The 25,047-nt window shown below is 44.9% G+C and carries 22 protein-coding genes and 1 pseudogene; 11 read left to right on the top strand and 12 right to left on the bottom strand.

Annotation, left to right across the window (positions count from 1 at the left end; genetic code table 11):
* Positions 1-98: 98 nt before the first annotated feature.
* Both NST83_RS24875 and NST83_RS24870 read left to right on the top strand, forming a co-directional pair.
* Entirely contained in the window at positions 99-2,051 is a 1,953-nt protein-coding gene (locus tag NST83_RS24875) for a BglG family transcription antiterminator (protein ID WP_342416050.1), read from the top strand.
* Positions 2,052-2,220: 169 nt separating this feature from the next.
* Positions 2,221-4,227, top strand: coding sequence for a fructose-specific PTS transporter subunit EIIC (locus NST83_RS24870; RefSeq protein ID WP_342418042.1), 2,007 nt, complete (start codon positions 2,221-2,223; stop codon positions 4,225-4,227).
* Between the two features lie 88 nt (positions 4,228-4,315).
* On the opposite strand, the gene NST83_RS24865 is transcribed toward NST83_RS24870, so the two are convergent.
* A complete protein-coding gene (locus NST83_RS24865; RefSeq protein WP_342416049.1) occupies positions 4,316-5,215 on the bottom strand; it encodes a DMT family transporter in 900 nt (299 codons plus the stop codon).
* Positions 5,216-5,322: 107 nt separating this feature from the next.
* Here NST83_RS24865 and NST83_RS24860 point away from each other — a divergent pair, with 107 nt between their 5' ends.
* Both NST83_RS24860 and NST83_RS24855 read left to right on the top strand, forming a co-directional pair.
* Positions 5,323-6,702: a PLP-dependent aminotransferase family protein gene (locus NST83_RS24860; RefSeq protein ID WP_342416048.1), complete on the top strand. Its 1,380-nt coding sequence runs from the start codon at positions 5,323-5,325 to the stop codon at positions 6,700-6,702.
* A 155-nt stretch (positions 6,703-6,857) separates the two neighbouring features.
* On the top strand, positions 6,858-7,244 hold the full coding sequence (locus tag NST83_RS24855; RefSeq protein ID WP_342416047.1) for a hypothetical protein: 387 nt from the start codon (positions 6,858-6,860) through the stop codon (positions 7,242-7,244).
* 5 nt (positions 7,245-7,249) lie between these two features.
* Here NST83_RS24855 and NST83_RS24850 read toward each other — a convergent pair.
* Positions 7,250-7,534 (bottom strand): annotated as a pseudogene (locus NST83_RS24850) (phosphatidate cytidylyltransferase); the annotation flags it as partial.
* A gap of 153 nt (positions 7,535-7,687) precedes the next feature.
* Between NST83_RS24850 and NST83_RS24845 the strand changes: the two are divergent.
* Both NST83_RS24845 and NST83_RS24840 read left to right on the top strand, forming a co-directional pair.
* Positions 7,688-8,554, top strand: a complete 867-nt coding sequence (locus NST83_RS24845; protein WP_137060875.1) for an SDR family oxidoreductase — start codon at positions 7,688-7,690, stop codon at positions 8,552-8,554.
* Positions 8,555-8,813: 259 nt separating this feature from the next.
* On the top strand, positions 8,814-9,155 hold the full coding sequence (locus tag NST83_RS24840) for a zinc ribbon domain-containing protein YjdM (protein ID WP_137060874.1): 342 nt from the start codon (positions 8,814-8,816) through the stop codon (positions 9,153-9,155).
* A gap of 152 nt (positions 9,156-9,307) precedes the next feature.
* Here NST83_RS24840 and NST83_RS24835 read toward each other — a convergent pair whose 3' ends face one another.
* Complete coding sequence (locus tag NST83_RS24835) at positions 9,308-10,063, bottom strand: AIM24 family protein (protein ID WP_137060873.1); 756 nt, start codon at positions 10,061-10,063, stop codon at positions 9,308-9,310.
* 250 nt (positions 10,064-10,313) lie between these two features.
* Between NST83_RS24835 and NST83_RS24830 the strand changes: the two genes are divergently transcribed.
* Positions 10,314-11,366, top strand: coding sequence for an LLM class flavin-dependent oxidoreductase (locus tag NST83_RS24830; RefSeq protein WP_342416046.1), 1,053 nt, complete (start codon positions 10,314-10,316; stop codon positions 11,364-11,366).
* 181 nt (positions 11,367-11,547) lie between these two features.
* Here NST83_RS24830 and NST83_RS24825 read toward each other — a convergent pair whose 3' ends face one another.
* From NST83_RS24825 to NST83_RS24810, 4 genes are all read right to left on the bottom strand, one after another.
* Positions 11,548-12,063 (bottom strand): DUF1036 domain-containing protein, encoded by a 516-nt coding sequence (locus NST83_RS24825; RefSeq protein ID WP_137061014.1) that lies wholly within the window; start codon positions 12,061-12,063, stop codon positions 11,548-11,550.
* Positions 12,064-12,145: 82 nt separating this feature from the next.
* The gene (locus tag NST83_RS24820; RefSeq protein ID WP_342416045.1) at positions 12,146-13,654 is read right to left on the bottom strand and encodes an aminotransferase class V-fold PLP-dependent enzyme; all 1,509 of its coding nucleotides are present in this window, start codon (positions 13,652-13,654) and stop codon (positions 12,146-12,148) included.
* Positions 13,655-13,788: 134 nt separating this feature from the next.
* Complete coding sequence (locus tag NST83_RS24815; protein WP_013312672.1) at positions 13,789-14,265, bottom strand: DsrE/DsrF/DrsH-like family protein; 477 nt, start codon at positions 14,263-14,265, stop codon at positions 13,789-13,791.
* Between the two features lie 97 nt (positions 14,266-14,362).
* Complete coding sequence (locus tag NST83_RS24810) at positions 14,363-15,001, bottom strand: histidine phosphatase family protein (protein ID WP_342416044.1); 639 nt, start codon at positions 14,999-15,001, stop codon at positions 14,363-14,365.
* 209 nt (positions 15,002-15,210) lie between these two features.
* Between NST83_RS24810 and NST83_RS24805 the strand changes: the two genes are divergently transcribed.
* Both NST83_RS24805 and NST83_RS24800 read left to right on the top strand, forming a co-directional pair.
* Positions 15,211-16,170 (top strand): radical SAM protein, encoded by a 960-nt coding sequence (locus NST83_RS24805; protein WP_342416043.1) that lies wholly within the window; start codon positions 15,211-15,213, stop codon positions 16,168-16,170.
* Between the two features lie 237 nt (positions 16,171-16,407).
* A complete protein-coding gene (locus NST83_RS24800) occupies positions 16,408-17,382 on the top strand; it encodes an aldo/keto reductase family protein (RefSeq protein WP_342416042.1) in 975 nt (324 codons plus the stop codon).
* Between the two features lie 379 nt (positions 17,383-17,761).
* On the opposite strand, the gene NST83_RS24795 is transcribed toward NST83_RS24800, so the two are convergent.
* The 4 genes from NST83_RS24795 to NST83_RS24780 all read right to left on the bottom strand — a co-directional run bounded on the left by NST83_RS24795 (position 17,762) and on the right by NST83_RS24780 (position 22,248).
* Positions 17,762-19,702, bottom strand: coding sequence for an ABC transporter permease (locus NST83_RS24795; RefSeq protein WP_342416041.1), 1,941 nt, complete (start codon positions 19,700-19,702; stop codon positions 17,762-17,764).
* On the bottom strand, positions 19,692-20,453 hold the full coding sequence (locus NST83_RS24790) for an ABC transporter ATP-binding protein (RefSeq protein ID WP_342416040.1): 762 nt from the start codon (positions 20,451-20,453) through the stop codon (positions 19,692-19,694). Before NST83_RS24790 ends, NST83_RS24795 begins: the two co-directional genes overlap by 11 nt.
* 102 nt (positions 20,454-20,555) lie before the next feature.
* A complete protein-coding gene (locus tag NST83_RS24785; RefSeq protein ID WP_342416039.1) occupies positions 20,556-21,560 on the bottom strand; it encodes a sensor histidine kinase in 1,005 nt (334 codons plus the stop codon).
* Positions 21,553-22,248, bottom strand: coding sequence for a response regulator transcription factor (locus tag NST83_RS24780; protein WP_342416038.1), 696 nt, complete (start codon positions 22,246-22,248; stop codon positions 21,553-21,555). Before NST83_RS24780 ends, NST83_RS24785 begins: the two co-directional genes overlap by 8 nt.
* A gap of 169 nt (positions 22,249-22,417) precedes the next feature.
* On the opposite strand from NST83_RS24780, the gene NST83_RS24775 reads away from it, so the two are divergent.
* Complete coding sequence (locus tag NST83_RS24775) at positions 22,418-23,047, top strand: YfbR-like 5'-deoxynucleotidase (RefSeq protein WP_342416037.1); 630 nt, start codon at positions 22,418-22,420, stop codon at positions 23,045-23,047.
* A 206-nt stretch (positions 23,048-23,253) separates the two neighbouring features.
* On the opposite strand, the gene NST83_RS24770 is transcribed toward NST83_RS24775, so the two are convergent.
* Complete coding sequence (locus NST83_RS24770; RefSeq protein ID WP_342416036.1) at positions 23,254-24,486, bottom strand: copper amine oxidase; 1,233 nt, start codon at positions 24,484-24,486, stop codon at positions 23,254-23,256.
* Between the two features lie 64 nt (positions 24,487-24,550).
* Between NST83_RS24770 and NST83_RS24765 the strand changes: the two genes are divergently transcribed.
* On the top strand, positions 24,551-25,042 hold the full coding sequence (locus NST83_RS24765; RefSeq protein WP_342416035.1) for a hypothetical protein: 492 nt from the start codon (positions 24,551-24,553) through the stop codon (positions 25,040-25,042).
* Positions 25,043-25,047 lie beyond the last annotated feature (5 nt).

Raw genomic sequence — 25,047 nt, 5'->3', positions numbered from 1 at the left:
TGTACTACTTGGAGTATACTTAAAGTCAACACAAAACCAGCAAAAATATAGCCCGAAATGCCCTGGACATTCTTTATTTTGGAAGATGGGAGAATGGAATGAATAAAAGGCAAATGGAAATTTTACGCATGTTGTTAACTGAACCGGACCGGTTGTGGTTAGCGCAGGATCTGGCGGATCTGACCGAATGCTCTGAAAAGACGATCCGCAACGATCTGAAAGTAATTGAAGATTATATCGTCAAGCATTCTGATGCCAATCTGGTGAGAAGACCGGGACGCGGCATTTATCTGGAGATGGGTGAAGCGGATCAGAATGAATTGTTGCATCGATTGTATGCGGATGAGAGTACGGCCCGACATGAGTCGGATGAGGAAAGGGTGCTGCATCTCGCCTATCGGCTCTTGATGAATGCCAAGCCTGTGACCATTCAGGATCTAGCTTCACAGTATTATGTGAACAAGACGGTGATCCGTAGAGATATGGGGAAGATTGATGGCTGGCTGCATAGCTTTGACCTGGCCTTGATTACCAAGCAGCGCGTAGGTTTGGTCATTCAAGGCTCTGAGAAAAATAAGCGAATCGCTTTGGCGCGAATGAACCAGCTGATTGACAGTCCTGAGTTAACAGGACAGATGATGCGCAAACAGTTTGAATCGCACGAGATTACAACCATAAATCATGAATTAAAAGCATTTCAAAAACGCCATGAGCTCAGCTTTACTGACGAAGCTTTCGAAGCTCTAATGCTGCATATCCTCTTAATGGTCAAACGAACCAAGATGAGACAACCCATTTCCCTCTCCAAGCAGGACATTGCCTTCTTACAGGAGAGACGCGAATTTACATGGGCTACGTCTTTTTTGCAGCAGTTGCAAAAGTTGTTTGCTGTACCGTTTTCCAAGGAAGAGACGGCGTATTTAACTCTGCATCTGCTTAGCGGGAAGTTCCGTTACCAGCAGGAGGAAAGAAGGGGAAAACAAGGCGCACTGGTAGATAGCCACCCGCTTTTGCCTGAGTTGGTTGAGCAGTTAGTCCGGCGGATGTCTGAGCTGAATATGATTGCCTTTTCCAAGGACAAGATGTTGCTGAAAGGGTTGAATGTCCATTTATATACGACCCTGAACCGTCTTCAATATGGGCTGACCGTGTCCAACCCCATGCTGACCGAGATCAAGAAGATGTACCCCTACATGTTCGACCGGGTTATTATTACACTGGAAGAGGTGGGGAAATGGATCCGGCTATCCTTCCCCGAGGAGGAAGCGGCGTATTTAACGCTGCATTTTCAGGCTTCTGTGGAGCGATTGCACCAGAAAGAGAGTCATCCCCAGAGAGCCATCATCGTGTGTCACATGGGCATCGGTATGTCCCAACTGCTGCGCACCAAGGTGGAACGTAAATTTCCGGCTGTACATGTGGAGACAACCCTTTCCAAAGCAGAGGTCCAGGACTATCTGACAGCCAAGGAGGTGGATCTCGTCATTACCACTGTAGATCTCCCAGAGATGGACATTCCGCACATTCTCGTCTCTCCCTTGTTGGATGCCAAGGACGAGCGTCGGCTGGAGCAAGTGATCCGACGACTGGGTGAGCCGGGACAGAGGACGGCAGACGAATCAGTATTTTTTAAATATACAACACCTTTTTTGGTCTTTCCCCAGCAGGAAGTGCAGCATCCGGAACAATTGATCTCCAAGCTGGCGCAAATACTGGAGGACAAAGGATATGTGGAGCCCGGTTATGTGGACAGCGTACTGGCGCGAGAAAAAATGTCGGCTACGACGATTGGGGGAGGCATAGCTATCCCGCATGGCAGTTCTGAGTGGATAAGGCAGTCCTCCATTGTAATCGCTACCTTGAAGCAGCCGCTTACTTGGGGAACCGAGAAAGTAGAGCTTGTGTTCTTGCTTGCGGTCAAACAGGATGGGCGGGAGGAGATACGCCAGTTATTCAAGGAATTGTCTCTGCTCAGTGAGCAACCTGCTTTAGTTCATGCCTTATCTAAGGAGACCGATGCAATGAGGCTATTAGGGAAAATGAAGGGATAAACTAAAATCAAAAGCTGTGCTCTGGAGCAGGACTTATAGATAAGTCCTGTTTTTTGTCGGTATAATTCCGTTTTTCCGAAAGTTCCGGTAAAAAGTTCGTCTGTTAACAGCAAGATAGGTGCTTATACTATCAATGTAAGCGGAAACATCGGAGAGAAGGGGAATGACTATGAAGATATTGGCGATTACCTCATGTCCTAACGGAATTGCACATACGTATATGGCAGCTGAGAATCTGCAAAAGGCAGCAGCAAAGCTGGGCATTGAGATGAAGGTCGAGACACAAGGCTCCATTGGAGTCGAAAATCAACTGACCGAGCAGGAGATCCGTGAGGCAGATGGCATTATTATTGCAGCGGATAAAACGGTGGTTAAAGACCGCTTCGTGGGTAAGAAACTGCTGGTCGTTGGTGTACAGGATGGCATTCGCCGTCCGGAAGAATTGATCCAGCGGGTGGTGAAGGGGAATGTACCTGTGTACCAAGCAGAGTCACGTTCTGCCGAAGCTAGCTCACAGGAGAACAAACCGAAACAAAATCCCATCTACCGCCACTTGATGAACGGTGTATCCTATATGGTACCCTTCATCGTCATTGGGGGATTGCTCATTGCCATTGCGTTGACGATTGGCGGTGAGAAGACACCAGGCGGTCTGGTTATACCGGACGGTTCTTTCTGGAAGACGGTTCAGGATATCGGCTCGGCTGCGTTTACCTTTATGATACCGATCCTCGCCGGATTTATCGCGATGAGCATTGCGGATAGACCGGGGCTTGCACCCGGTATGATTGGCGGATTCATTGCTGCGAACGGCAGCTTTTATGGAAGTGAGGCGGGGGCTGGATTTATCGGCGGCATTATCGCCGGTTTCTTGGCGGGTTATGTTGCACTTGGTATTCGGAAAATTAAAGTTGGCCGAGCATTACAGCCGATCATGCCTATTATTATTATCCCCGTATTGGCATCTTTAATTGTTGGATTAATCTTTGTCTTTGTGATTGGTGCTCCGGTCGCACAATTGTTTGAAGCTTTAACAGGTTGGCTTGCAGGTATGCAAGGTACAAGTTCAATTCTGCTGGCATTGATTCTAGGTGCGATGATCTCCTTTGATATGGGCGGCCCTGTGAACAAAGTCGCTTTCTTATTCGGTTCGGCCATGATCGGTGAAGGGAATTATGAAATTATGGGGCCCATCGCCGTTGCGATTTGTATCCCGCCGATTGGAATGGGACTTGCAGCGATGATCAACAAACGTAAATTTGCACCTGCGGAACGCGAGGCTGGGAAGGCAACATTCACGATGGGGTTGTTCGGTATTACCGAAGGTGCGATTCCATTCGCGGCACAAGATCCACTGCGTGTTATTCCCAGTATCATGGTAGGGTCCATGGTTGGTTCTGTCATCGCCATGTTGGGGAATGTAGGTGATAGGGTAGCTCATGGTGGACCGATTGTAGCTGTACTTGGTGCAGTGGACCATGTGCTTATGTTCTTCATCGCCGTTATTGTCGGCGTAGCCGTATCGGTTGTCCTGGTGAGCTTGCTGAAAAAAGATATTGTAGCAACTGTAACTTCGGATGTTGCTAGGGAAGCGATGCCTGGACATTCTACCGCAGGAGCTGGACATTCTGCGATTACTACAACGGCTGCTGCGGAGTCATCTGCTTCAACAGTCGTTACAAATAACGGGCCAGCGGTGTCTCCGCAAGCTGTTCACATTGAGAAACTGACGGATATTGTAACGATGGATCTGATTAATTTGGAGCTGGAAGGAACGACACGAGATGCTGTGGTTGATGAAATGATTGAAGCACTTGAGAGAACTGGAGCCGTAAGCTCTGCCAGTGATTTCAAACAGGCGATATTAGCCAGAGAGGAAGAAGGCTCCACAGGCATTGGAATGAATATTGCCATTCCTCATGGCAAATCGGAAGCTGTCCTGAAGCCAATCGTGGTCTTCGGTATCAAGCAGGGCGGTGTGGACTGGAATAGTGCAGACGGAAGTGAAGCAAAACTGATCTTTATGATTGCGGTACCGCGTAATAGCAAAGAAAATGCGCATCTGAAAGTGCTGCAAATGTTATCGCGTAAGCTGATGGACGGTCATTTCCGAGAAGCGCTTCTAGAAGCTACAACGAAGGAAGAGGCATATCAATTGCTGGATCAGGTGCATTAATTCAATGCGCTAAGAACTTGAATCAAAGAAGATAGACTCCCGAAGTTTCAGCCGGGAGCCTCTTTTTTTGAGAAGGTCTTTGCGTAAGTCAACGGCGTTCACCGCGTGATATAAGTATGATGCCGAGAAATACAAAGCCTGCACCGGCCAGATGAGCAAATGAGAAGGATTCACGGAGGATGATATAGGACAGCAGTAGTGTGCTGACGGGAATACAACCCGTGTATACAGCTGCTGTACTAGCCGGTACTCTTGATACACCTCGAAACCATAATACATAGCCTAATGCCGTGACAAAGATACCATAATATAAGACTAGCCCAATCTCCCCTACACCAACGTGGTTAAAGTCGAACTGTTGGGCCTCCACAAAGGAACAAGCCAGGAACATGAAGAATGAAAAGAGTGTTATATACATGGTTCCAAGCAGGGAAGAGACATGGCTGGATAGCATCTTGCGTAACACTGTCAGTGCCGCTTCTCCGAACACAGCAGACAGAACAAGCAGCAGGCCAATGAACGAGGTTGCGTTGGGAGCATTGAACCAGAGCGCCGATATGTGAGGTATTTGCAGTGCCAAAACACCGAGCAGTGAACAGGCAATCCCTAGTCCGGGGCGGAGCGTAATCTTTTCTCTCAGCAGCACATACGAAAGAAGTGCCACGATAGCTGGGGTTAAGCTAGTTAAAATTCCGCTTTCGGAAGCAGAGGCGTAGGCCAGCCCGTACAGCATTAGGACACGGAAGAGAAACATGCCGACCAGTGCTTGAATGAACAGGATTAAGGCATCTCGTTTGCTGATCCTTAGTGAATATTTCCTGATTAACACAATGGGTACCAAAAACAGAAGGGCAACGGCCAGACTGGCAGATTGCGATAAAAAAACAGGCAGCCGCATCACGACCAGTTTACCGACTACTACAGAACTGCCGACAATGGAGGTTGCGATCACTAATTCCATGTAAGTCGAAAAGGTTGGTTTGTTCATTTCATCTCACCTCTTGTACAGATATTGATATATACTGTAGCAATAGAAACTGGGCACTTGTAGATCCAGTTGAAGAGGTTTTTGACAGTACCGCTTGGGGGGCAGCTATGTGGTTATCTATCGATAAGAATGTGACAGTTCCGATGCTGCGGCAGGTATATCAAGCGATGCGGGACCGTATTTTAGCCGGAGAACTGCATGCAGGGTATAAACTTCCTTCGACCCGGGTGCTGGCCTTACAGTTGAACGTTTCCCGGAATGTTATCCTCGAAGCTTATGAAATGCTGCTAGCCGAAGGCTTAGCCATTGCGCGCTCGGGTTCAGGTACCTATGTAGCCGAAGGGGCCGTCCTTCCAGGTTATGTATCCGCACTGCCTATCGAGGCGTCTGCGTCTGCAATGAATACTTCATATTCAAATGAGATGTCGGTAATTTCCTTCCGGACAGGCCTCCCCGCATTGGAATTGTTCCCGCGCAAATCATGGGCCGACTTGCTTCAGAGCGTCTGCAAAGAGGCTCCTGATCTGGCACTGGGTTATGGCGACCCTGCTGGAGAGCCTGAGTTACGCAGGGAGTTGGCCGACTATTTGGTTCACACCAGAGGAGTGAAAGCCAGACCAGAACATATTGTAATCACTAGCGGAGCAGTACAGGCAATTCAGCTTGTCACTCGTCTGTTACTGTCAGCTGGAGACGAAGCCCTGGTAGAGGAACCGACAAATGAAGATTTAAAAAGCATTCTGGCGGCTACAGGAGCCACACTGCGGAGTATTCCTGTTGATGATTCGGGAGTTATAACAGCCGATCTGCCGCAAAAGAGACACCCCAAGCTGGCATATCTGACACCCTCGCATCAGTTCCCGCTGGGAGGTATCTTGCCGATCCAAAGGCGGATCGAGCTTATCCAGTATGCAGCTCGAACAGGATGCCTGTTGCTCGAAGATGATTATGACAGTGAGTTCCGGTATGATGGGGCGCCCGTCCACTCCTTGCAGAGTCTGGACCCAGAACGGGTGCTATATGTCGGGACGTTTAGCAAAATATTGTTCCCCGCGCTGCGGATCGGCTATATTGTTCTTCCCTCGTCACGAGTCGCTGATTTTATCCGTTTAAAGCAACTGGCGGATTACCAGACAGCGAGTCTGGAACAAATTGTGTTGAGTCGGTATATCAGGAAGCGACTCCTTCATAAGCATGTACATAAGATGAAAAAAGTGTACGCCAAGCGTCGTCAGGTCCTGCTTGATAGCCTGGAACAGCACTTTACAGGGCAATTCCGGGTATGTGGTCAGCCAGCTGGGTTGCATTTGGTAGCAGAGTTTCAGTTCACGCTCCGAGAGAATTGGGCGGAATGTTTCCGTAGCGAAAATGTATTTGCGGCACAGCTCGAAGGAAACCGACTGCTAATGGGCTATGGGCATCTAAATGAAAGCGAGATTCGTGAAGGGGTTAGCAGGATTAGGAATGCCCTGCAACGGTACATATGAACGAATATGAAACCATTTCGTTGGAAGAGGTGTAAGTTCAGCCATTTCCAGATCTAAGTTGTTGCCTGAAGAAGACCGCTTAGGTCTGAAGAAGGTTTTAGTGAGGAGCCTGAGTTCTACACCCTGATTGCCGATGAAAAAAGGAGGCTATCAAATTGAGGTTTTATGAAAATAAAATAGTCCAAATCATCATTGCAATTCTCTATCCTATCGCGGCATTCGTAATATTCAGCAATGGTCGCTTGATCGGCTCATGGACTATTCCAGCGATCCTTGCGATATTGTTTTGTTTTTTGTGGAAGGATCTTCGTTATCTAGCTATCTCCAATGTCTTGATGTGGTTTGTATCCGTACCTATGTGGTGGCTGTTCGTTGAGCGTATGAGAGAAGACCAAGGTCCGGCCATTTTTATTTCATCCTTGCCATTCATTGTGCTGTCACATGTATTTATTGTATTGATCCCCCAAATATTAATTGTTCTATGTAAAAATGTTTTTTTGAAAAAAGCTTACCCCCCCCACCACGGGGTGAGAGATCCTTAGAATCACTACATAAAATCGAAAAAATAACGGATCACGTGGAAAAAGACCGGCGAGGTGTAGGTCAGGCTATCGACCCGGTTTAAGTAGCTTTTTTTCAAAGTATCGAACTTGTCGTCATCGCCGATTAATAAATCTCGCTTCAGCACGGAAACCGTTAAGCTGCCGAAGAAACTGCTTAAGCTGATCAGCAGTCCGAAAAGGAGTCCGAATTTCAGATCAAACGGTGTCAGGTAGGGATAGATCAGATATGAAGCCCCTATCGTCACGATAAACGCGAATGCAAAGCCTTCCACGCCCCTCTTTAACAATTCGCTTTGATATCTCTAATTCTCCTAACATTTAATTTGCTGACACAGCCGCGTATTCATCAATTCCAAATTAGACAAGCGTCATATTTATAGTTACTATAGAAAGGTAAATAAAATCTGAATGGAGGATTTCATATGAAAATCGCATTAACAGGAGCAACCGGGCAACTGGGTTCCATCGTGGTAGAGGCGTTGCTTGCATCGGTATCGGCAGAAGACCTTATTGTTAGCGTGAGAAATCCGGAAAAAGCAGAAAACTTGCGTGCCCGTGGCGTTGACGTTCGTCATGGCGATTTTGATAAACCAGAGACGCTGGACCAAGCGTTTGCTGGTGTAGACCGACTACTGATTATATCCGCAGACGGCGATAATGATACGAGAATCCGACAGCATAAGGCTGCTGTGGATGCTGCTGTACGTGCGGGAGTAGGCTTCATTGCTTATACCAGCGCTGCCAATGCGGCTGACAGCACGCTGTTCCTTGCACCTGTACATCGTATAACGGAGGAGTTCATTCGTGAATCGGGCATTCCTTACTCCTTCCTGCGCAATAACTGGTATCTTGAAAATGAAGCAGGCACGATTCAATCCGTGCTGGCCGGGGCTCCTTGGCTGACTTCAGCAGGCTCCGGTAAAGTAGGTTGGGCTGCCCGTGCAGATTATGCGCAAGCGGCGGCAGTCGTTTTGTCCAGCGAAGGACATGAGAATACAATATACGAGCTTTCGGGCAAGCCGATTACCCAAGAAGAGTTTGCGGCGATTCTTGCTGAGGTGCTGGGTAAGGATGTGCCTGTACAGCAGGTAGACGATACTGCGTATGCCGATATTATGCTTGGTGCGGGCGTACCGGAAGCCGCAATCCCTATTGTGGTCGGTATTCAGCAAGCGATTCGTGAAGGAGCTTTGGATGTTGTAAGCAACGATTTCGAGAAGCTTCTGAAACGCCCGCTTACGCCGCTTAGCCAAGGAATTCGTGAGCTGGTTGAGCAAACAAAGGCATAAAATCGCCGTAGAGCACATTTTCAAAATATGATTCTGCTCATGATGAAGGATGCTACCCTAACAAGGCGTGCATCCTTTTTTAATCATCAAAATTATTATAAAAGGAAAGGGAAATCCCAAACTAATTTCCTCTATTAGTGGAATCGTTGCTGATTTTCCAATATACTTGTAAGGAACTCTAGGGAGGGCTTGGAGCAAGGTTTGTTCATAGAGTAATCACAGTAGTAGAATTTTGAAAATGAATGGAGTACATAATACTATGTCTAATTTGCCAAATTGTCCGAAATGTAATTCAGAGTACACCTACGAGGACCGGAGTCTTTTCATTTGCCCGGAATGCGCTCATGAGTGGTCTTCCGAATCAGAAGCAGCAAACAATGAAGATGTAAAAGTCATCAAGGATGCCAATGGTAACGTTCTAAAGGACGGCGATTCTGTAACCGTCATTAAAGACCTTAAAGTCAAAGGAAGCTCATCCGTACTGAAAATTGGCACAAAAGTAAAGAATATACGTCTGGTGGAAGGCGATCATGATATTGATTGCAAAATTGATGGCTTCGGAGCGATGAAATTAAAATCGGAGTTTGTGAAAAAGAACTAGCGACCGTTTGAACGCAATCCAGCGAGTTTGGAGCTTGTACTGGAAAACTCCTTTGAAATCAGAGGGGTTTTTCTTTATATTTTCACCCTTTTCAGTTCAATGAGGATTGAGAAGAGGAGAAGCTAAGCGCTTCTCCTTGGAATATAAATCATTTATAACGGTGCCAGCCAAACGGTTCCGCTTCCCCTGTACACATTGACCAGCCCTTCGCCAGAAGCGGCAGAGCCAAGCTTGGTCTTTCCAGATTTCTCGACGGTAAACTGTAGGGTATTAGACCACATGAGAGCAAAATTGCCGTCTACCTTTAGCACATCGTTTTGCAATTCAACAACGACGGCTTCCTCGGATGGGATAGGCGCTTGCAGGGCAAGAACTCCTTTTCCCCGGGCGCTTAAATTAAATAATCCCTCTCCACCCAGTGCGGCCGAGGAAAGGTTGCTACGAGCAACGACGGATATGTCCAGCGTAGTTTCACAAGCTAAAAACAAGCCGTCTTCGATGGCAATGTGATCATTATCGACATCAATGAGCCAAATGTAACTATAAGTGGGTTCCAGCATAATCGTACCCGTGCCCTTATAGAGAGGTTTGATGGCACTTGTTCCCGTTACCGCACCGGACACCAAATTTCGCATTAGGCCCCCTACGCCTTTTACGCCGGTAGTCATCTCCATATTGCCTACCGTATATTGCATGGCCCCCGCCTTCATCATGATTTCACTATTGTTGATTTCGATCATGAGCTGCTTGCGGCGCATGTTACTTTTGCTCATATAGTAATTGGCTTCCGCAGCCGCAACCGAGGTGCAGCTTAAATCCGATATGTATTCTAATACGCTAAATCCACCTAATTGGTCTGTGATGGCAACATTGTTGTTATCCTTTAGGTTATTGATGACAAAAGCCATGGATGTATGAGCCTCCTTGTTGTATTCATGTTGTGAGGATGGAAATCTCTTTTTAATCCATAAAATATTCGACAAAAAGATTTCGTTTCCTGCGCGAATCTTGACACTCCCCTTGGCTGATTTTCAGACTCAGAAAAGGAGAGCTTGAAAAAGATGCGAAAAAGGTTCAAAATAAAGATATCGGTTTTTAAAATGGTTTGCTCACAAAGCAGCCGATGGGAACGAGATATTGAAGCAGGGGGTAGGACAAGTGGAGATAGGTATCAGCACATTTGTAGAAACAACGCCGGATACACAAACGGGTGAGGTCATCAGTCATGCGCAACGAATACGTGAAGTTGTCGAGGAGATTGTGCTTGCCGATCGGGTAGGATTGGATGTATATGGAGTGGGAGAGCATCATCGTAAAGACTATGCGGCATCTGCACCTGCGGTAATATTGGCTGCGGCTGCTTCGCAGACCCAGCGGATTCGGCTGACCAGCGCGGTCACGGTGCTTTCATCGGATGATCCGGTGCGGGTGTTTCAGGATTTCGCCACATTGGATGGCATCTCCAATGGACGAGCTGAGATTATGGCAGGACGGGGTTCCTTTATCGAATCGTTCCCACTGTTTGGTTATGATCTGGATAACTATGACGAACTATTTGAAGAAAAACTCGAACTGTTATTGAAAATACGGGATTCTGAAAAAGTCACCTGGAAGGGCGGACATCGGCCTGCGATCAATAATCTGGGTGTGTATCCACGTCCGGTTCAGAACCCGTTGCCCGTATGGATTGGTAGCGGGGGCAATCAGGAATCTGTTGTTCGCGCGGGCTTGCTCGGATTGCCGTTGGTTCTGGCGATTATTGGCGGTAGTCCTGTGCAGTTTGCGCCGCTTGTGGAGCTGTATAAAAAAGCGGCTGCACACGCAGGGCACGACGCATCATTACTTCCGGTTGCATCACACTCACATGGTTTTATCGCAGAAAATACCGAGCTTGCAGCCGACAAGTTTTTTCCTTCCACCCAGCAAAGCATGAATGTCCTTGGGCGTGAGCGTGGATGGGGTCCCTACACCCGTTCCAGCTTCGATGCCGCCCGTAGCTTTGAAGGGGCGCTGTATGTAGGTGATCCTGATACAGTTGCCAAGAAAATCATTCACCTGCGCAAGCAGGTAGGCGTTACACGCTTTCTGTTGCACGTACCTGTAGGTACGATGCCGCACGAGGATGTTATGAGAGCCATTGAGCTATTGGGAACAGAGGTAGCTCCGCGTGTTCGCGAGGAAATATCCAATTGGGAAGCTGAGAGCAAATAAACGCTTTTCAAGTAATTGCATAGACATGAGGGGTTTGCGAAAACCCTGACATAAAAGAAAGGAGCAGGCCATTGCGAAAAGGTCGCTCCTTTCTTTTGGTTCAAGAATAATTTATATAAGCGAGGAGTTTGCAAAATCCTGAAGCTTGAGCTAGAGATATATTGAGTTCACTAATATTGCATTATTTTCTTCTTAGCTTTTCAGGAAATACTCTACGATTGAGTGTTATAGGTGTTCCCTGTTTCACCTTTTTAGCCGCTTTAGGCGTTCTAACGACCAAGGATTCTTCTTTGCTTTGTTTGGAAGGCAAGGCTGTGCGGACATTATCGGATTGAGTTGCTCTTTGGCTGGTGCTGGTAACAAGGTCAATCGTGTAATTTGCATAGATTGAGCTGACCGGAATCCGGCGCATCCCTAGATTTCTACAGGTCGTACACCCTACGTTCCAACACCAATGGAAAGCCTGGTTAGGGATTTGGGTATAATAGGAGCCTGACCATGTGCGTCCGAAGCTGCTTTCGGCATAGTAATAGAACGTATTACCTCCGGCATATCCTTTCCAAACCTCTCTTGTTTGCCCAGGATCTACACGATACCAGCCGATCTTGGCATAGTTGACAGGACTACAGCTGAAATTCGGATAGGCGTAGGCAACATAGATAGGTGCATTGGTACTGTTCCGGAAATTGAGACCCATTGTCGTCACTTCTTTCCTCATCATAGTAAATTCACAGTGTAATCTATGACAAATTTAAAAGAAGGGATTGGACAGGTATCTCCTAATTACTAAAATTGAACCATTTGCTGACGTCTATTTTTTGATGTTCATACCTGCATCGCCACTCGTTGGAGTCAGGCTGGTACGCATAATCCTTTTGCCACGCTAAGATATTTTCCACAACCATTCGTATGGAAGAGATCAGATAGGAGACTTCCTGATGGGTCATCATGGGATGGAGGGACAGGCGTACCCAGCCGGGTTTTCTCGATAGATCTCCCACATGGATGAGGTCTGACATTTGATTAGAGGTTTGTTGATCAATGCCCAGCAAATAGTGTCCGTAGGTTCCTGCACAAGAGCAGCCGCCCCGGACCTGAATTCCGAACCGATCATTCAATAATTTTACGATCAGATTGTAGTGGATATGGTCGACCACGAACGAAACAATACTTAGCCGATGTTCACTTTTTCCCCCTAGTATGTGCAGGCCCGGTATTTCGTCCAGCCCGTTTAACAATAATGACGTTAATTCCTTTTCGCGCTCCAAAATGCGACTGTGGCCCATCTGTTCCTTCAGTTGGATGCAGAGCGCCGTTCGCATCGCCTGTAGAAATGCAGGAGTTCCCCCATCCTCGCGTGCCTCGATATTATCTTTATACTCGTACCCACCCCAAGGGTTGGTCCAGCTTACTGTGCCACCTCCGGGTTGATCCGGGGCGCAGTTAAGACACAGTCTGGAATCCATAATTAAGACGCCGCTTGTTCCGGGGCCTCCGAGAAATTTGTGGGGAGAAAATACAATCCCATCCAATCTTTCAAGCGGCTCTGCGGGATGCATGTTGATCGCGGCATAAGGAGCGCTTGCGGAAAAATCAATGAAACAAACGCCGCCATGCTCATGCATTTTTCGGGATAGCTGGTAAATCGGCGGCTCAAATCCCGTCACATTGGAGCAGGCTGTGAAAGCGCCGATCTTGGTAGGACGATGACGGAACTGAAGCAGCAAGCGTTCCAGATTTGCCGGATCAACGGTACCATCAGGAGCGGGAGGAATGCACACAACGTCTCCAATCGTTTCCGCCCAGGAAATATGATTCGAGTGATGCTCCATATGTGTGACAAAAATAACGGGGCGTTCTTTTTCAGCGATAGGGTAGTGATGCTTTAATTTCTCATGTATTTTCAATCCCAACATGCGTTGAAGCTTATTTATGGCCCCTGTCATACCGGACCCGGCAAACAGAATGATGTCGTGCTCGTTGGCATGAACGTGGTTTTTAATGATTCGCTTTGCCTCTTCGTAGGCTTGGGTCATCAAGGTACCTGTCAGATTAGACTCTGTATGGGTATTGGCCACAAAAGGGCCGAGATCATTAGCTATTCTGGACTCGATGGGCCTGTACAGACGACCGCTGGCTGCCCAATCCGCATACACCAGCTTTTTTTGCCCGTATGGAGATTCAAAGGTTTGACGATATCCGATCGTTCCTTCCCGATATCGTGCGAAAAAAGCCTCTCTAGAAGGCTGATATGCACTATTGTTGCTTCCGATCCGAGCTTTGAGCATACGGGCGCCTCCCATGTGGTTCTGTCTTCTTAGGGTACGTAGGAAGACGCGAATGGGTTAAAAAAAATAGGCGAATGTCATCATTTTGACAAAATAAAGCCTCATCCGAAAGCCGGACAAGGCATGGGTACATCTTATATGAACAGCTGCATATCGGATTCGAGCGCATCCCTGAGATATGTCTTGGCCTCGATAATTTCCAGTTCAGGTATAAATTCTTCCGGTTTAAAACCCATAATGTCCACGGATAGCTTGCAGGCATAAAATTTGACGTTCTTTTTCCGTGCCCCCTTCAAAAAGTGAATCAGTTTCGGGGCTTCGTTATCTTCGATCATTTCCGTCAGCATCAGCTTGCCCAGACCGCTAAAATTCATTTTGGACAATGGCAGCTCCTCAGGTCCTTTTGGAGTCATCCAGCCCATGATTTTTTCATAAATCGTCTTGTCCTCAAGCGTCATCTTATCAGGATCACGTACCAGAAATAGTCCCCAGAACGCAAAAAACATCGTCACGTCCACGTCCAATTCCCGAGCCGTATTCGCTAAAATAAGTCCAGCCATCGCCTTATCGTAATCCCCGCTGAACATGAGCAGGTTCATCTTTTTGTCCACTACATTCCGCCTCCATTACCAACAGATATATTCAGTATGGATTTGGAAATGAAAACTATGCATGGTTCACCGTGTTGTCTGAAGCCGCAAATTTTTCTCACGGCACACTCGACCACTCAGCCAAAGATATCCTGTCTACAATATCAAAACCGTTTCCCTGTCCTCTTGGCTTCACAACTACAGTACCCAAGTTCGGAATCTCGCCCAAACCAATGCCTTGAGGGAAACTGTGAGCAATGATAACTTTGTTGGTCCCAGAAGGTGGAACTTTCTCTAACACAGAAGTCAGTTCGGCTAATGTACTTTCCTTCTCTGCTGCGGTTACATCACCACTTAGATTGTAAATTCTAACCCAGAAGGGATCTACATGAACATTTTCTGCTCCAAAAGCTAATTCTGCCGTTTCCCTTGTTCGACAAAAGGGACTTGCTATAACTGGAGTTTGAATGGGGATTTGTAAGCTCTTTATCCTTTCCCCAAAAAGTAAGGCTTGTCTTTTACCTTCCTCGGAAAGATTCCTTTGGAGTGAGCAATCGCCTAAGACGAGATTAGGTTGATCTTCTCCTAGCGTTGCTTCACCGTGCCTAACGAACAGAATGTATCCACCCTGACGAAGAGAACTTAGTAACTCTGGTTTAACTGGTCTAGCTTCCGCTGTATTACCAGCTGCTCCCACGATTTGTATCGGAGTCATAAGGAGTAAAGAAAGCATGCATGCAAAAACTAACCTTTTCACTTCACATCTCTCCCCCTAAGAATACAATTTTGAGATATAGTATATGTATTGAGGGAAGAAAAAAAACGGGGAATAGTATAAGTTACTGTTTCCATAGGCTAGGCGGTTGTAACCCTCGTTAGCAATGTCATATCTCTAAGCTGCTCCTATTCTGTATAATCTCAAGTGAATTCAAGACACAAGCCTGAGATCGGGAGGATCATAAGAAAGTGAGTATAGAGAACAAATATAAAGCACTTGAACTGGAAAAGCCGGGCATCTACGAGCTGGAGGGATTGGAAGTCGGGGTCACCTCCAATTGCAACTTCAAGTGTGATTATTGCTGCGCATATCAGCGGAATGATGGACAATGCATCAGCAGTAAAGAAGTGATACGCATCATTGATGAAATTCCCACCTTAAAGCGCGTGCGGCTGTCCGGGGGAGAAGTGACCTTGAAGTATGAGGACTGTCTGGACATTGTGGCTCACTGTTCGAGCAAGGGAATTGCTACTCAGCTTAACACCAATGCCAGCTTGCTCAGTCCTGAACGGATTGAGAGGTTGCGGGATGCAGGTCTTTCCAACATTCATATTTCCTTCAACTTCACGGACCCTGAAAAATATGCGGCATATTATCATGTTCATCCGCGCATGTATGAGACAATCGCCCAGAATATTCGGTTATGTACCGAAGCCAAGCTGGAAACGGTGCTGGAGACTTTGCTATTTGCCGAGACGCAAAACAACATGCCGGCAATCAGCGAGAAAGTATATGAACTAGGTGTACGAATTCATGAAATCCAAAATAGCATCGTGATAGATCATACGAACTGGAACGCCATTTCCACCAAGGAGGCACTTGTCCGTTCTGTTCATGACCTGATTGCCCATAAAAAGGACGATACCATGCTGTATTTCACCTGTATGGATCGTTTTGCAGAAGCACTGGGCTTCAAGGAGCAGCCGGGTGTTTATTTTTCCAACTGCGTAGATGGTAAAAAGCAGCTTCACCTTCACGGGAACGGCGATATTCTGATCTGCGAGCTGTGCCATCCTGTGGTCATCGGCAATATTTATGACGGAACGTCCTTAAAGGATATTTACACACATAAACCGAAGCCGCTTCAGGAATTTCTCGACAAACTGCCTTGCCCAGCATATGATGCGCTTTTTCCGAACGGAATCTGAGAGGGTAAGATGTAAGTAACAGAGTGATTGCTCTTAAAAGCGGCTATTGCTAAATAGCAGGGATGTTACAGCATCCTTGCTATTTTTAATTATATATTTGATCATAGGTTTATCAGCATTTACGGTGCGGAAAAGTGAAATGAGGCAACTACCTGATTTCTATGGAATTCGTTTTCGTGAAAGGGTTTACATGCTAGAATATAAGAAGGCTATCCTCTTACGAAAGAAGGAACAGATATGAAATATAGAAATGTAGGCAGCAGTGGTCTTAAAATCAGTGAAATTGGTTTGGGTAGTTGGTTGACGTACGGCACAGCCGCCGAGCAGGAAGCAGCTCATACCTGTATTGCCAAAGCCTTTGAACTCGGGATTAATTTCTTCGATACCGCCAATGCGTATAATCGGGGTGAGGGCGAAAAGGCTATGGGAGCCGCCTTGAAGCCTTATCGAAGAGAAAGCTACGTGTTATCTACGAAGGTTTACTTTCCTATGGATTCCGGTCCTAATGACAGGGGACTGTCCCGCAAGCACATGATGGAGCAATGCGAGGCTAGTCTTCAACGTCTTGGCACGGATTACATCGACATTTACTTCTGTCACCGTTACGATCAGGAGACTCCTTTGGAAGAGACGCTGCGGGCTCTAGATGACCTTCAGGCTCAAGGCAAGATCCTGTATGCTGCGGTAAGCGAATGGAGTGCTGCACAGCTCACAGATGCCTATGGCATTGGGAAAAGGCTGAATCTGCGCCCGCTGATTGCCAACCAGCCGATCTATAATATGTTCGAGCGTTATATCGAGCGCGAGGTACTACCCGTATCTGGGCAGCTAGGTATCGGCCAAATTGTATTTTCTTCGCTGGCCCAAGGTGTGCTCACAGGTAAATACAAACCGGGACAACCTGTACCGACAGGCAGTCGCGGGGCCGATGCCTCGGTCAATCATGTCATTAACAGTTATATGAACGATGCTGTTCTTAACTGTGTACAGGAACTGGATAAGCTGGCGAAGGATCTGGGCATCAGTCTGTCACAGCTTGCTCTGGCCTGGATACTTAGAGATCCGGGTGTCAGCGCTGCACTCATTGGGGCCACTAAACCGGCACAGATCGAAGAGAATGTGAAAGCAGTGGAGGTGACGCTTCAACAGGAGCAATGTGATGAAATTGAGCGGATTCTGAAGCAAGTAGAGGGATTTGAGCCTTTGCGTTAAGCATTCACACGAGCCTCTGTAAAGGGGAACCATCAATAAAAAAGTCTCGCTCTTCCTGTCCGTAACAGAGAAGGGAGAGACTTTTTAACTTGCTTCAAGCATAGCGTAAATACCCGAAATCACACTAAATACAATCCCGCTCACTACAATGAGGGTTTCTTACTAAGATCTATCGGATCGAAAAAGATGGGCAACAGCCACTCCTACAAAGGAAGAGAGTATGATATTAGCTACTATGCTGATGCCATTGATGAATAATAATAAAATAGCTCTCCCCCTTCGGGGTAACGATGATAGTCATTTTATTGTACACGCAGGAATAAAAATGCTCAATCATTTGGAAAAAGCCCCAGTGCTTTCGTCTGGAGCTTTTGACCGATTATAATGCTGCTTTAATGACTTTTTTATAATACAGGATGGATAGTATCCCGAAAATGGAATATAAGGCGGTGTATAGTACCATAACGATGATCATAGGCATCCAAATTTCAGTTCCAAACAAGAACCAGCCGGATTGGACGGCGAAATAGCTGTGTGAAAGGCCGATTACTAATGGAATGCCGAAGTTAAAGAGTTGTTTTATTTTAATGCCTCTAAGCAGGTCCCCTTGTGTGAACCCTAATTTTCTCAACACCGTATAATTGTTTTTTTCGTCTTCGCTCTCATCCATTTGCTTAAAATAAAGGATACAGCCTGATGTAATGAGAAAGGTGAGTCCTAAAAATCCAACTACAAACATGATCACCCCCATCTTTCTCTTCTGATTGCTGCTCATTTCAAAGCGTGATGTTTGTTGGTCATTAAAATTGGCGGCTTTAAAGAGGCGATCGGCTTCTTTGATCTGGTCCTCATTCATCATATCAATTCCAATATATAAGGATGATTTCTTTTGAATCTCAGGATTTACATCTTTCTTTAACCGCTCAAAGATGGTTTCGTCTACAATGACAGTGGGTAGTCCGCCGGCTGTAAAATAATGGGGAATAACATATTCCTTTTTTAGACCCAAATATTGTTGATGTATGACTTCTTTTTTTCCCTTCAAGTCCAATGGGCCAAAGCTTTTCAAGGACATAAATTTCTGCAACATATCATTATAGCCCATTAAAATCGTTTGACCTGGAGATACATCCGTAGCCTCCACAGATTCATCGCTTATGACAGGCAGCGTCATGGAATTCGCACCGATATTTAATCCTTCCTGAGGAGTCTCCAGAATTTGCGTTGTGCTCACACTGACTTGAATGACTTCAATTTTCTTTTCACGATACTGTATGTCATGCTCCTGAAGTAACGTTGTGAATTTCTCCGCATCCGCTACATTCGTCATTGCAAAATGGGAAGGTACATTGTCCTCAGCCGCTTGATCCGCAGAATAATAGGCGATATAGCTTAAGGAGAGTAAACCGATGGCAAGTGCCGATACCGTCGTAATAATGGTCAACAACAAAGCATTGGATTTCATGCGGAACATAATGGATGAGAGAGACAGCACCTCATTAATGTTTAAATAGCCGCCTTTACCTTTTCTAATGATATTTGAAATAAAGCGGATAGATCCTTTATAAAAAAGAAGTGTTCCGATGATGACAGAGCCTAGAATAAACACCATAGCCATAAATAATTCATTCATGGATGTAAAGTCTCCACCAAACAATTTGGAAGAAACATAGTATCCTAAAGCGATGAATGAAATTCCAATGATCCCAATGATCATCTCAAAGATAGATATTTTCTTGATTTTCCCTTCGGTGGTTGAGGTCACTCTGAACAAAGACAAAATACTTTGTCTTTTAATAAAGGAATAATTCATGACCATGATCAACAGGTAGATGATACCAAAAACGATGAGTGTTTGAGTCAGTGCTTGGTTAGAGAAATATAGAGTGGCAATGGCTTCGACGCCCGTCGTCTTAAATAAAATCATGATCACTAATTTGGAAAAAGAGAATCCAACCCCAATTCCAATGAATAGTGAACTGAAGTATAGAATTAAGTTTTCAGCACTTAGGATGCGAAAAATTTTGTTTTTAGTCATTCCGATCAGTTGAAATAGGCCAATTTCTTTGCTGCGTCTTTTTATAAAGATATTATTAGCATACAAAAGGAAAATACAGACAATAGCGACCAGCAGGACGGATGCTGCCCGTATGGAAGCTGCACCTTTAACAGAGCCCTTCACTTCGTCCATGGAGGGATCGTATTGTAATGTGACAAAAGCGAAATAGAGCGCAACACTGAAAACGAGAGCAAAAACATAAAGGTAATAATTTTTCAGGTTTTTTTTCAAATTCTTTAGAATGAGCAGATTAATGTTCATATTGGACCCCGCCTAAGACCCCTTGGGTTCTCATGATATCTTGGAAGAAGTTTTGTCTTTCTTGTTCACCTTTATGAAGCTGTGTATACATTTGTCCATCCTTAATAAAAATGACTCTACTGCAATGGCTGGCAGCGACGGGATCGTGCGTGACCATAATGATGGTTGCTTTACGCTTCTGGTTTAGCTGGCCCAGCTTGTTCAATAAATCGGAAGCTGATTTGGAATCCAGCGCACCCGTAGGTTCATCAGCAAAAATAATACTGGGCTCATGAATAAAGGCCCTAGCCGCAGATGTACGCTGTTTTTGTCCGCCCGAAATTTCATTAGGGTACTTATCTTTCAGTTCATAAATTCCCAGTTCTGTAGCTACTTCCTGAAATTTTAGGTTTGCTTCTTTTTTAGACGTTTTGGTGATGGATAAGGGTAAAAGAATGTTCTCCTTCACGGTTAGCGTATCCAGCAGATTATACTCTTGAAAAATAAAGCCCAGATATTTTTTGCGAAATTCAGCCAGTTGCTTCTCCTTCATTTTCGTCATTTCGATGTCATTGATTTTAATGGACCCGTGGCTCACGTGATCAATGGAGGAAAGGACATTCAGCAGTGTGGTTTTACCTGATCCAGAGGCCCCCATAATACTGACAAATTCGCCTTCTTCAATAAGGATATCAATTCCCTTTAATACCTCCTGCATATTTAACTTATTACCGTAGCTTTTATGAATTTTATGGGCTTCTAAAATATTCACTTCGATGCACTCCTTTTTGTTTTTGTAACTTTATTATAAAAATAAGGCTGTTGTTTTTCCTTTGATTGAGCGAACAATACATAAAAGCATGTGACATCTCTGTCACATGCTCACCATACTCACAAAATCATTTTGTTTGGGAAAAATTAAAGTAAAGGTTGTACCGACGTCCGGTTTGGAATGCATATCTACATGTATGAGCAAAGGCGTTGCTGCCTTTTTCATTAAATATAACCCCATGCCCGTTGAAGTATGATCAGAATGTTGGGTCGTGGATGTAAAACCTTTCTCGAAAATACGGGGTATATCCTTCGGATCAATACCACGCCCAAAGTCTTGGACCTCAAGCCGTATCCGCTCCTTTTGTTCATAGCTGTGAATGATAATATCACTGGCATCGCTATATTTGATGGCATTGGTTAAAAGCTGCCTGATGATAAAAGCAAGCCATTTGGCATCACTCAAAACCTCCATTTGCTCAAGTTGGATGTCAAAGCCGATCCCTTTTTGGATGCACCACGATTGTAATGTTTTAATCTCTTTAAAAACCAGAGATTTTAAATTCACATGTTCTACATACAAATCATTTTCAATAAAAGATATGCGTTTTTGGTGGAGCTGCTGGTCAAGTAGCAAGTGAATTCGTAACCATTCATACGTCAGTTGAGCCTTTAGGGATTTATCGTCCAATCGCTCAATCATCAAATGCATGGCGGTCAAAGGTGTTTTTACCTCATGAATCCAGGATAATAGTTCGTCTTTTTCGTGTTCAAGTGTCAATTGATTTTGCGAGATGATTTGTTGTAATCGTTCGGTCTGGTCGGTGATTTTTTGTTCAATGATTTGCTCAAACGGACTCTCCGGTTCGCCTATACCCGTTAATTCGAGAGGGCTTTCCCATTCTTCCAGTGTTTTATAGAATTTGGTTTCTTTGGGGTAGCGGATGATTAAAAAGACCAAGAAAACCATCATAGATAAGAAGACTATATATAGGATCGGCATCAACGGGATTGCTGCATCCACATAAGCGATGAGCAGGATAAGGAATTGCTGGCATACAAATAATAGAATCCAGCTCAGCCTTTCCATAAGATACTTTTTAATCATATGTAGGTGCCTCTTCTGTAGCCATGTAGCCTTGCCCCACCTTCGTTTCAATGAAACGTCCCATATCCAGCTCATCCAGTTTTTTTCGCAGGCGATTCAAGTTGACTGTTAAGGTATTGTCGCTGACAAAACGTTCATCATCCCATAGGCTTTTAATTAATTCCTCTCGGGCAACAATCTTATTTTTTTGCTCAATGAGCAGCTTTAAAATATAAATTTCATTCTTGGTTAATTCGATGGAGCCAGCCTCATTGGCAACTACATTTTTCTCATAATCCACTGTGGCACCGCACCATGTTTTCAAGGCGATAGGTTCAGTATTGTAATTATATACACGGCGAAGAGTTGCCTGTAATTTCGCAATGAGTACATCAAAGTGAAACGGTTTTTGGATAAAATCATCAGCTCCAAGCTGCATCGACATGACTATATCCGTAGGGTGATCACGAGAGGATAAGAAAATGATAGGAACGTTAGAGTGGGATCGAATCATTCGGCACCAATGAAACCCATCAAATTTCGGCAATTGAATATCAATCACGACCAGATCAGGCTTTATCGTTGTGAACTCCTGAATTACTTTACTAAAGTCCTGGATGCCATACACATCATAGGCCCATTGAGTTAACCTGTCCTTAATTTCATGGAACAAAGTCTGATCATCTTCAATTAGCAAGATTTTGAACAACGCTTTCACCACTTTTTACTTTTTTATATAAAGTGTATAGCAAAATTGGTTTACGTGCTATATGTGTAAGTCCCCACTTTATACTGCGCTAATCTACTGTTAATAGTTGAGGCGTATAGTAAGGATCTATACCCACAAATATCATATAAACTAAAGGATGGATGCAAGTATGGGGATTCATACGTATTTTCGATCACTAAACGAGTTGGAAAGAATCATCCGTTGTCCCGGTAAATTTAAATTTGAGGAGCATAGCGTATCTGCTCATTCCTGGAAGGTTGTACAATATGCCAAAACGCTGGCTGATATTGAAGAGCGAAACGGCGTAAGCATTGACTGGAAAAAGCTTTACGAGATCACAAGCAGTCACGATTACGGGGAGATTTTTATTGGAGACATTAAAACGCCTGTTAAGCATTCCTCCAAGGAACTCCGGTTATTAATCCAGCAGGTCGAAGAAGGTATGATTGAGTATTTTATTGAAGAGAATATTCCCGAGGAATTCAAAGCTATTTTCCGCAAACAGCTCCGAGAAGGCAAAGATGATTCAGTAGAAGGTTTGATCCTTGAAGTTGCGGACAAAATGGATCAGGTGTACGAAGCATTTGCCGAGCTACAACGGGGAAATACAGAAAAAGAATTTATAGTCATGTATCGTAATGCGCTTGTGAAAATCAAAAACATTCAATTAAAATGTGTTGATTATTTTCTGGAACATATTTTGCCGGATATGGTTAAGGAAGAAACGCCTTCATCCATTGATATTAAAAAGATTACGGAAGAAGCCTTAGCACTATAAATTAAAATTTCCTTACCGTCCAGAAGCTACAGATGCGCTTCTGTTCATACATAATGATGTTTTTTAAGTAATGGAGTAACCCCCGTATAAAAATAAAGAGCAATAAGTGGCAGTGATTAAACTGCCCTTATTGCTTTTTTTGGTTCGGAAAGCACGGGAGGCCTATGCGTATTCCTTGAACACTTTCTTAATTATGAAAATGTTATTTATTCCGAAAAAGGATTCGGGAAATTCGTTTTAGTGGCAGAATATTGTTCCTTGGTACTACCGATTCCGAGCTCGCCGTTTTTGTTAAATCCCCAGGACCAGACCGTTCCATCTGCTGTCAAAGCGTGCGAATGGTTGCCTGCTGCACTGAATGCTACTACATCGGTTAGTGGTGTATTCATGTCATCTACAACTTGGGTAGGGACTTTAATAGAAAATACATCGGTCCCGTCACCTACCTGCCCATAAGTATTTACTCCCCATGCCCAAAGAGTGCCGTCATTTTTAAGGGCAAACGCCTGGGTGTTGCCTGCTTTCAGTCTACTTACATTAGAAATATTGATCAATACGGGTGATCTTCTAAAAGTCGAGGTTCCATCCCCGAGCTTTCCGGAAGTATTGCTACCGGAAGCGTATACTTCTCCGCTATTCGTTAAAACATAAATGCGGTCAGACCCGGCAGTAAAGGTTTTGATATCATCAATTCGATATTGAACAGGGGTAAGCTGGTTTTCTTTATCATCCTGTCCCAGTGCGCCATCAGAACCTTTTCCCCATACCCATAGCTGATTATTTTTGTCTAAAGCTGCACCAAAGCTATCGCCAGCGTCAATGGCTACAATATCCTCCAAGCCTTGTACCTGGACAGGCTTAACGGAAAAGGCGGAAACCCCTTTTGTGCCAATGCCCAGTTGCCCGAAGTTGTTTTCTCCGTAGGCCCACACGGTTCCGTCATTTTTTAAGGCCAGTGTGAATTGACCTCCTGCTCTCACTTCCTTAACATCATTAATATATTTGTTCTTAACTGGATCTCTTGCCGTATCCCTCTTATTCCCAGTGCCTAGCTCGCCGTAACTTGCAAAGCCCCAGGACCAGATGGTTCCGTCTTTTTTGAGCAAGGTTGAATGCGAATCACCAGCATCAATCATAGCAATATCAGATACATCCGCTTGCATCGGACTTGTTTTATTATTTCCTCCGCCAGCGCCTACACCGAGTTTGCCATTACTGTTACTTCCAGTTGCATAAAATGAAGATCCATCTTCCATGGCCAGGAAAGCATTAGTTGACCCTGCCGAGAGCAAATGATCGTAATTTACAGTAGAATCAGCGCTTGCTGTAATGGAACTTCCCATCAGAAGTGTGGATGCGGCGAGAGCTGCCAAACCTAATTTTTTTAACATATTACTAAACACACCTTTCGAAATATAATAGATAATTAAAGCAACCAAATTATTCCTGCCTGCGTCTTAATAGTGAATCGTATTTTATAAACCAGATTAGGGAGGATCACTTATGAAAAATAGAGTTTCTGCCCTTGCCCTTATCTTGCTTGCAGCAGCATTATTGCCGGCATGTTCTAAAACAGAATCGGCTAGGCTGGTTAACGAATCTAACGAAGCGGTAGCTCAATCTATTTTTGATTTAGATCGTCTGGAAAGCACAACAGTATACACGGGGCGTGCCAAAATCAAAAGTATTGAAAAGATTGAAAAAGAAGTAGAACAACCATTAGCTGCCCCCACCATGGACTATTTGATCCGATTTGAACAGCCTGTTCAATTTGCTAAAGGACTGCCCAAAAGTGATGATTCAACCGAAAAGCCTATCCAATCGGTGTATATATCTATTCCCGATACACATATTTATAAGCGAATGGATGATCAGCGCAGGCAATTAATCAATCCAGCAGAATTACAGGTGGGGGAACCCATTGAAGTCTCTTATGTGTACCCTGTAACACCTGTTTTCCTGGCATTGGAAATCGTCGTGCTGGATGAATTGTAGAGGAG

It is taken from the genome of Paenibacillus sp. FSL R10-2782 (assembly GCF_038592985.1).
GTDB lineage: Bacteria > Bacillota > Bacilli > Paenibacillales > Paenibacillaceae > Paenibacillus > Paenibacillus terrae_C.
This window is presented reverse-complemented; position numbering and strand designations above follow the sequence as displayed.

Bases quoted from the DNA above. Each gene is read 5' to 3' on its own strand.
- NST83_RS24875 (WP_342416050.1), top strand. From the start codon at position 99: ATGAATAAAAGGCAAATGGAAATTTTACGCATGTTGTTAACTGAACCG.
- NST83_RS24870 (WP_342418042.1), top strand. From the start codon at position 2,221: ATGAAGATATTGGCGATTACCTCATGTCCTAACGGAATTGCACATACG.
- NST83_RS24865 (WP_342416049.1), bottom strand. From the start codon at position 5,215: ATGAACAAACCAACCTTTTCGACTTACATGGAATTAGTGATCGCAACC.
- NST83_RS24860 (WP_342416048.1), top strand. From the start codon at position 5,323: ATGTGGTTATCTATCGATAAGAATGTGACAGTTCCGATGCTGCGGCAG.
- NST83_RS24845 (WP_137060875.1), top strand. From the start codon at position 7,688: ATGAAAATCGCATTAACAGGAGCAACCGGGCAACTGGGTTCCATCGTG.
- NST83_RS24840 (WP_137060874.1), top strand. From the start codon at position 8,814: ATGTCTAATTTGCCAAATTGTCCGAAATGTAATTCAGAGTACACCTAC.
- NST83_RS24835 (WP_137060873.1), bottom strand. From the start codon at position 10,063: ATGGCTTTTGTCATCAATAACCTAAAGGATAACAACAATGTTGCCATC.
- NST83_RS24825 (WP_137061014.1), bottom strand. From the start codon at position 12,063: ATGGGTCTCAATTTCCGGAACAGTACCAATGCACCTATCTATGTTGCC.
- NST83_RS24820 (WP_342416045.1), bottom strand. From the start codon at position 13,654: ATGCTCAAAGCTCGGATCGGAAGCAACAATAGTGCATATCAGCCTTCT.
- NST83_RS24800 (WP_342416042.1), top strand. From the start codon at position 16,408: ATGAAATATAGAAATGTAGGCAGCAGTGGTCTTAAAATCAGTGAAATT.
- NST83_RS24795 (WP_342416041.1), bottom strand. From the start codon at position 19,702: ATGAACATTAATCTGCTCATTCTAAAGAATTTGAAAAAAAACCTGAAA.
- NST83_RS24785 (WP_342416039.1), bottom strand. From the start codon at position 21,560: ATGATTAAAAAGTATCTTATGGAAAGGCTGAGCTGGATTCTATTATTT.
- NST83_RS24775 (WP_342416037.1), top strand. From the start codon at position 22,418: ATGGGGATTCATACGTATTTTCGATCACTAAACGAGTTGGAAAGAATC.
- NST83_RS24765 (WP_342416035.1), top strand. From the start codon at position 24,551: ATGAAAAATAGAGTTTCTGCCCTTGCCCTTATCTTGCTTGCAGCAGCA.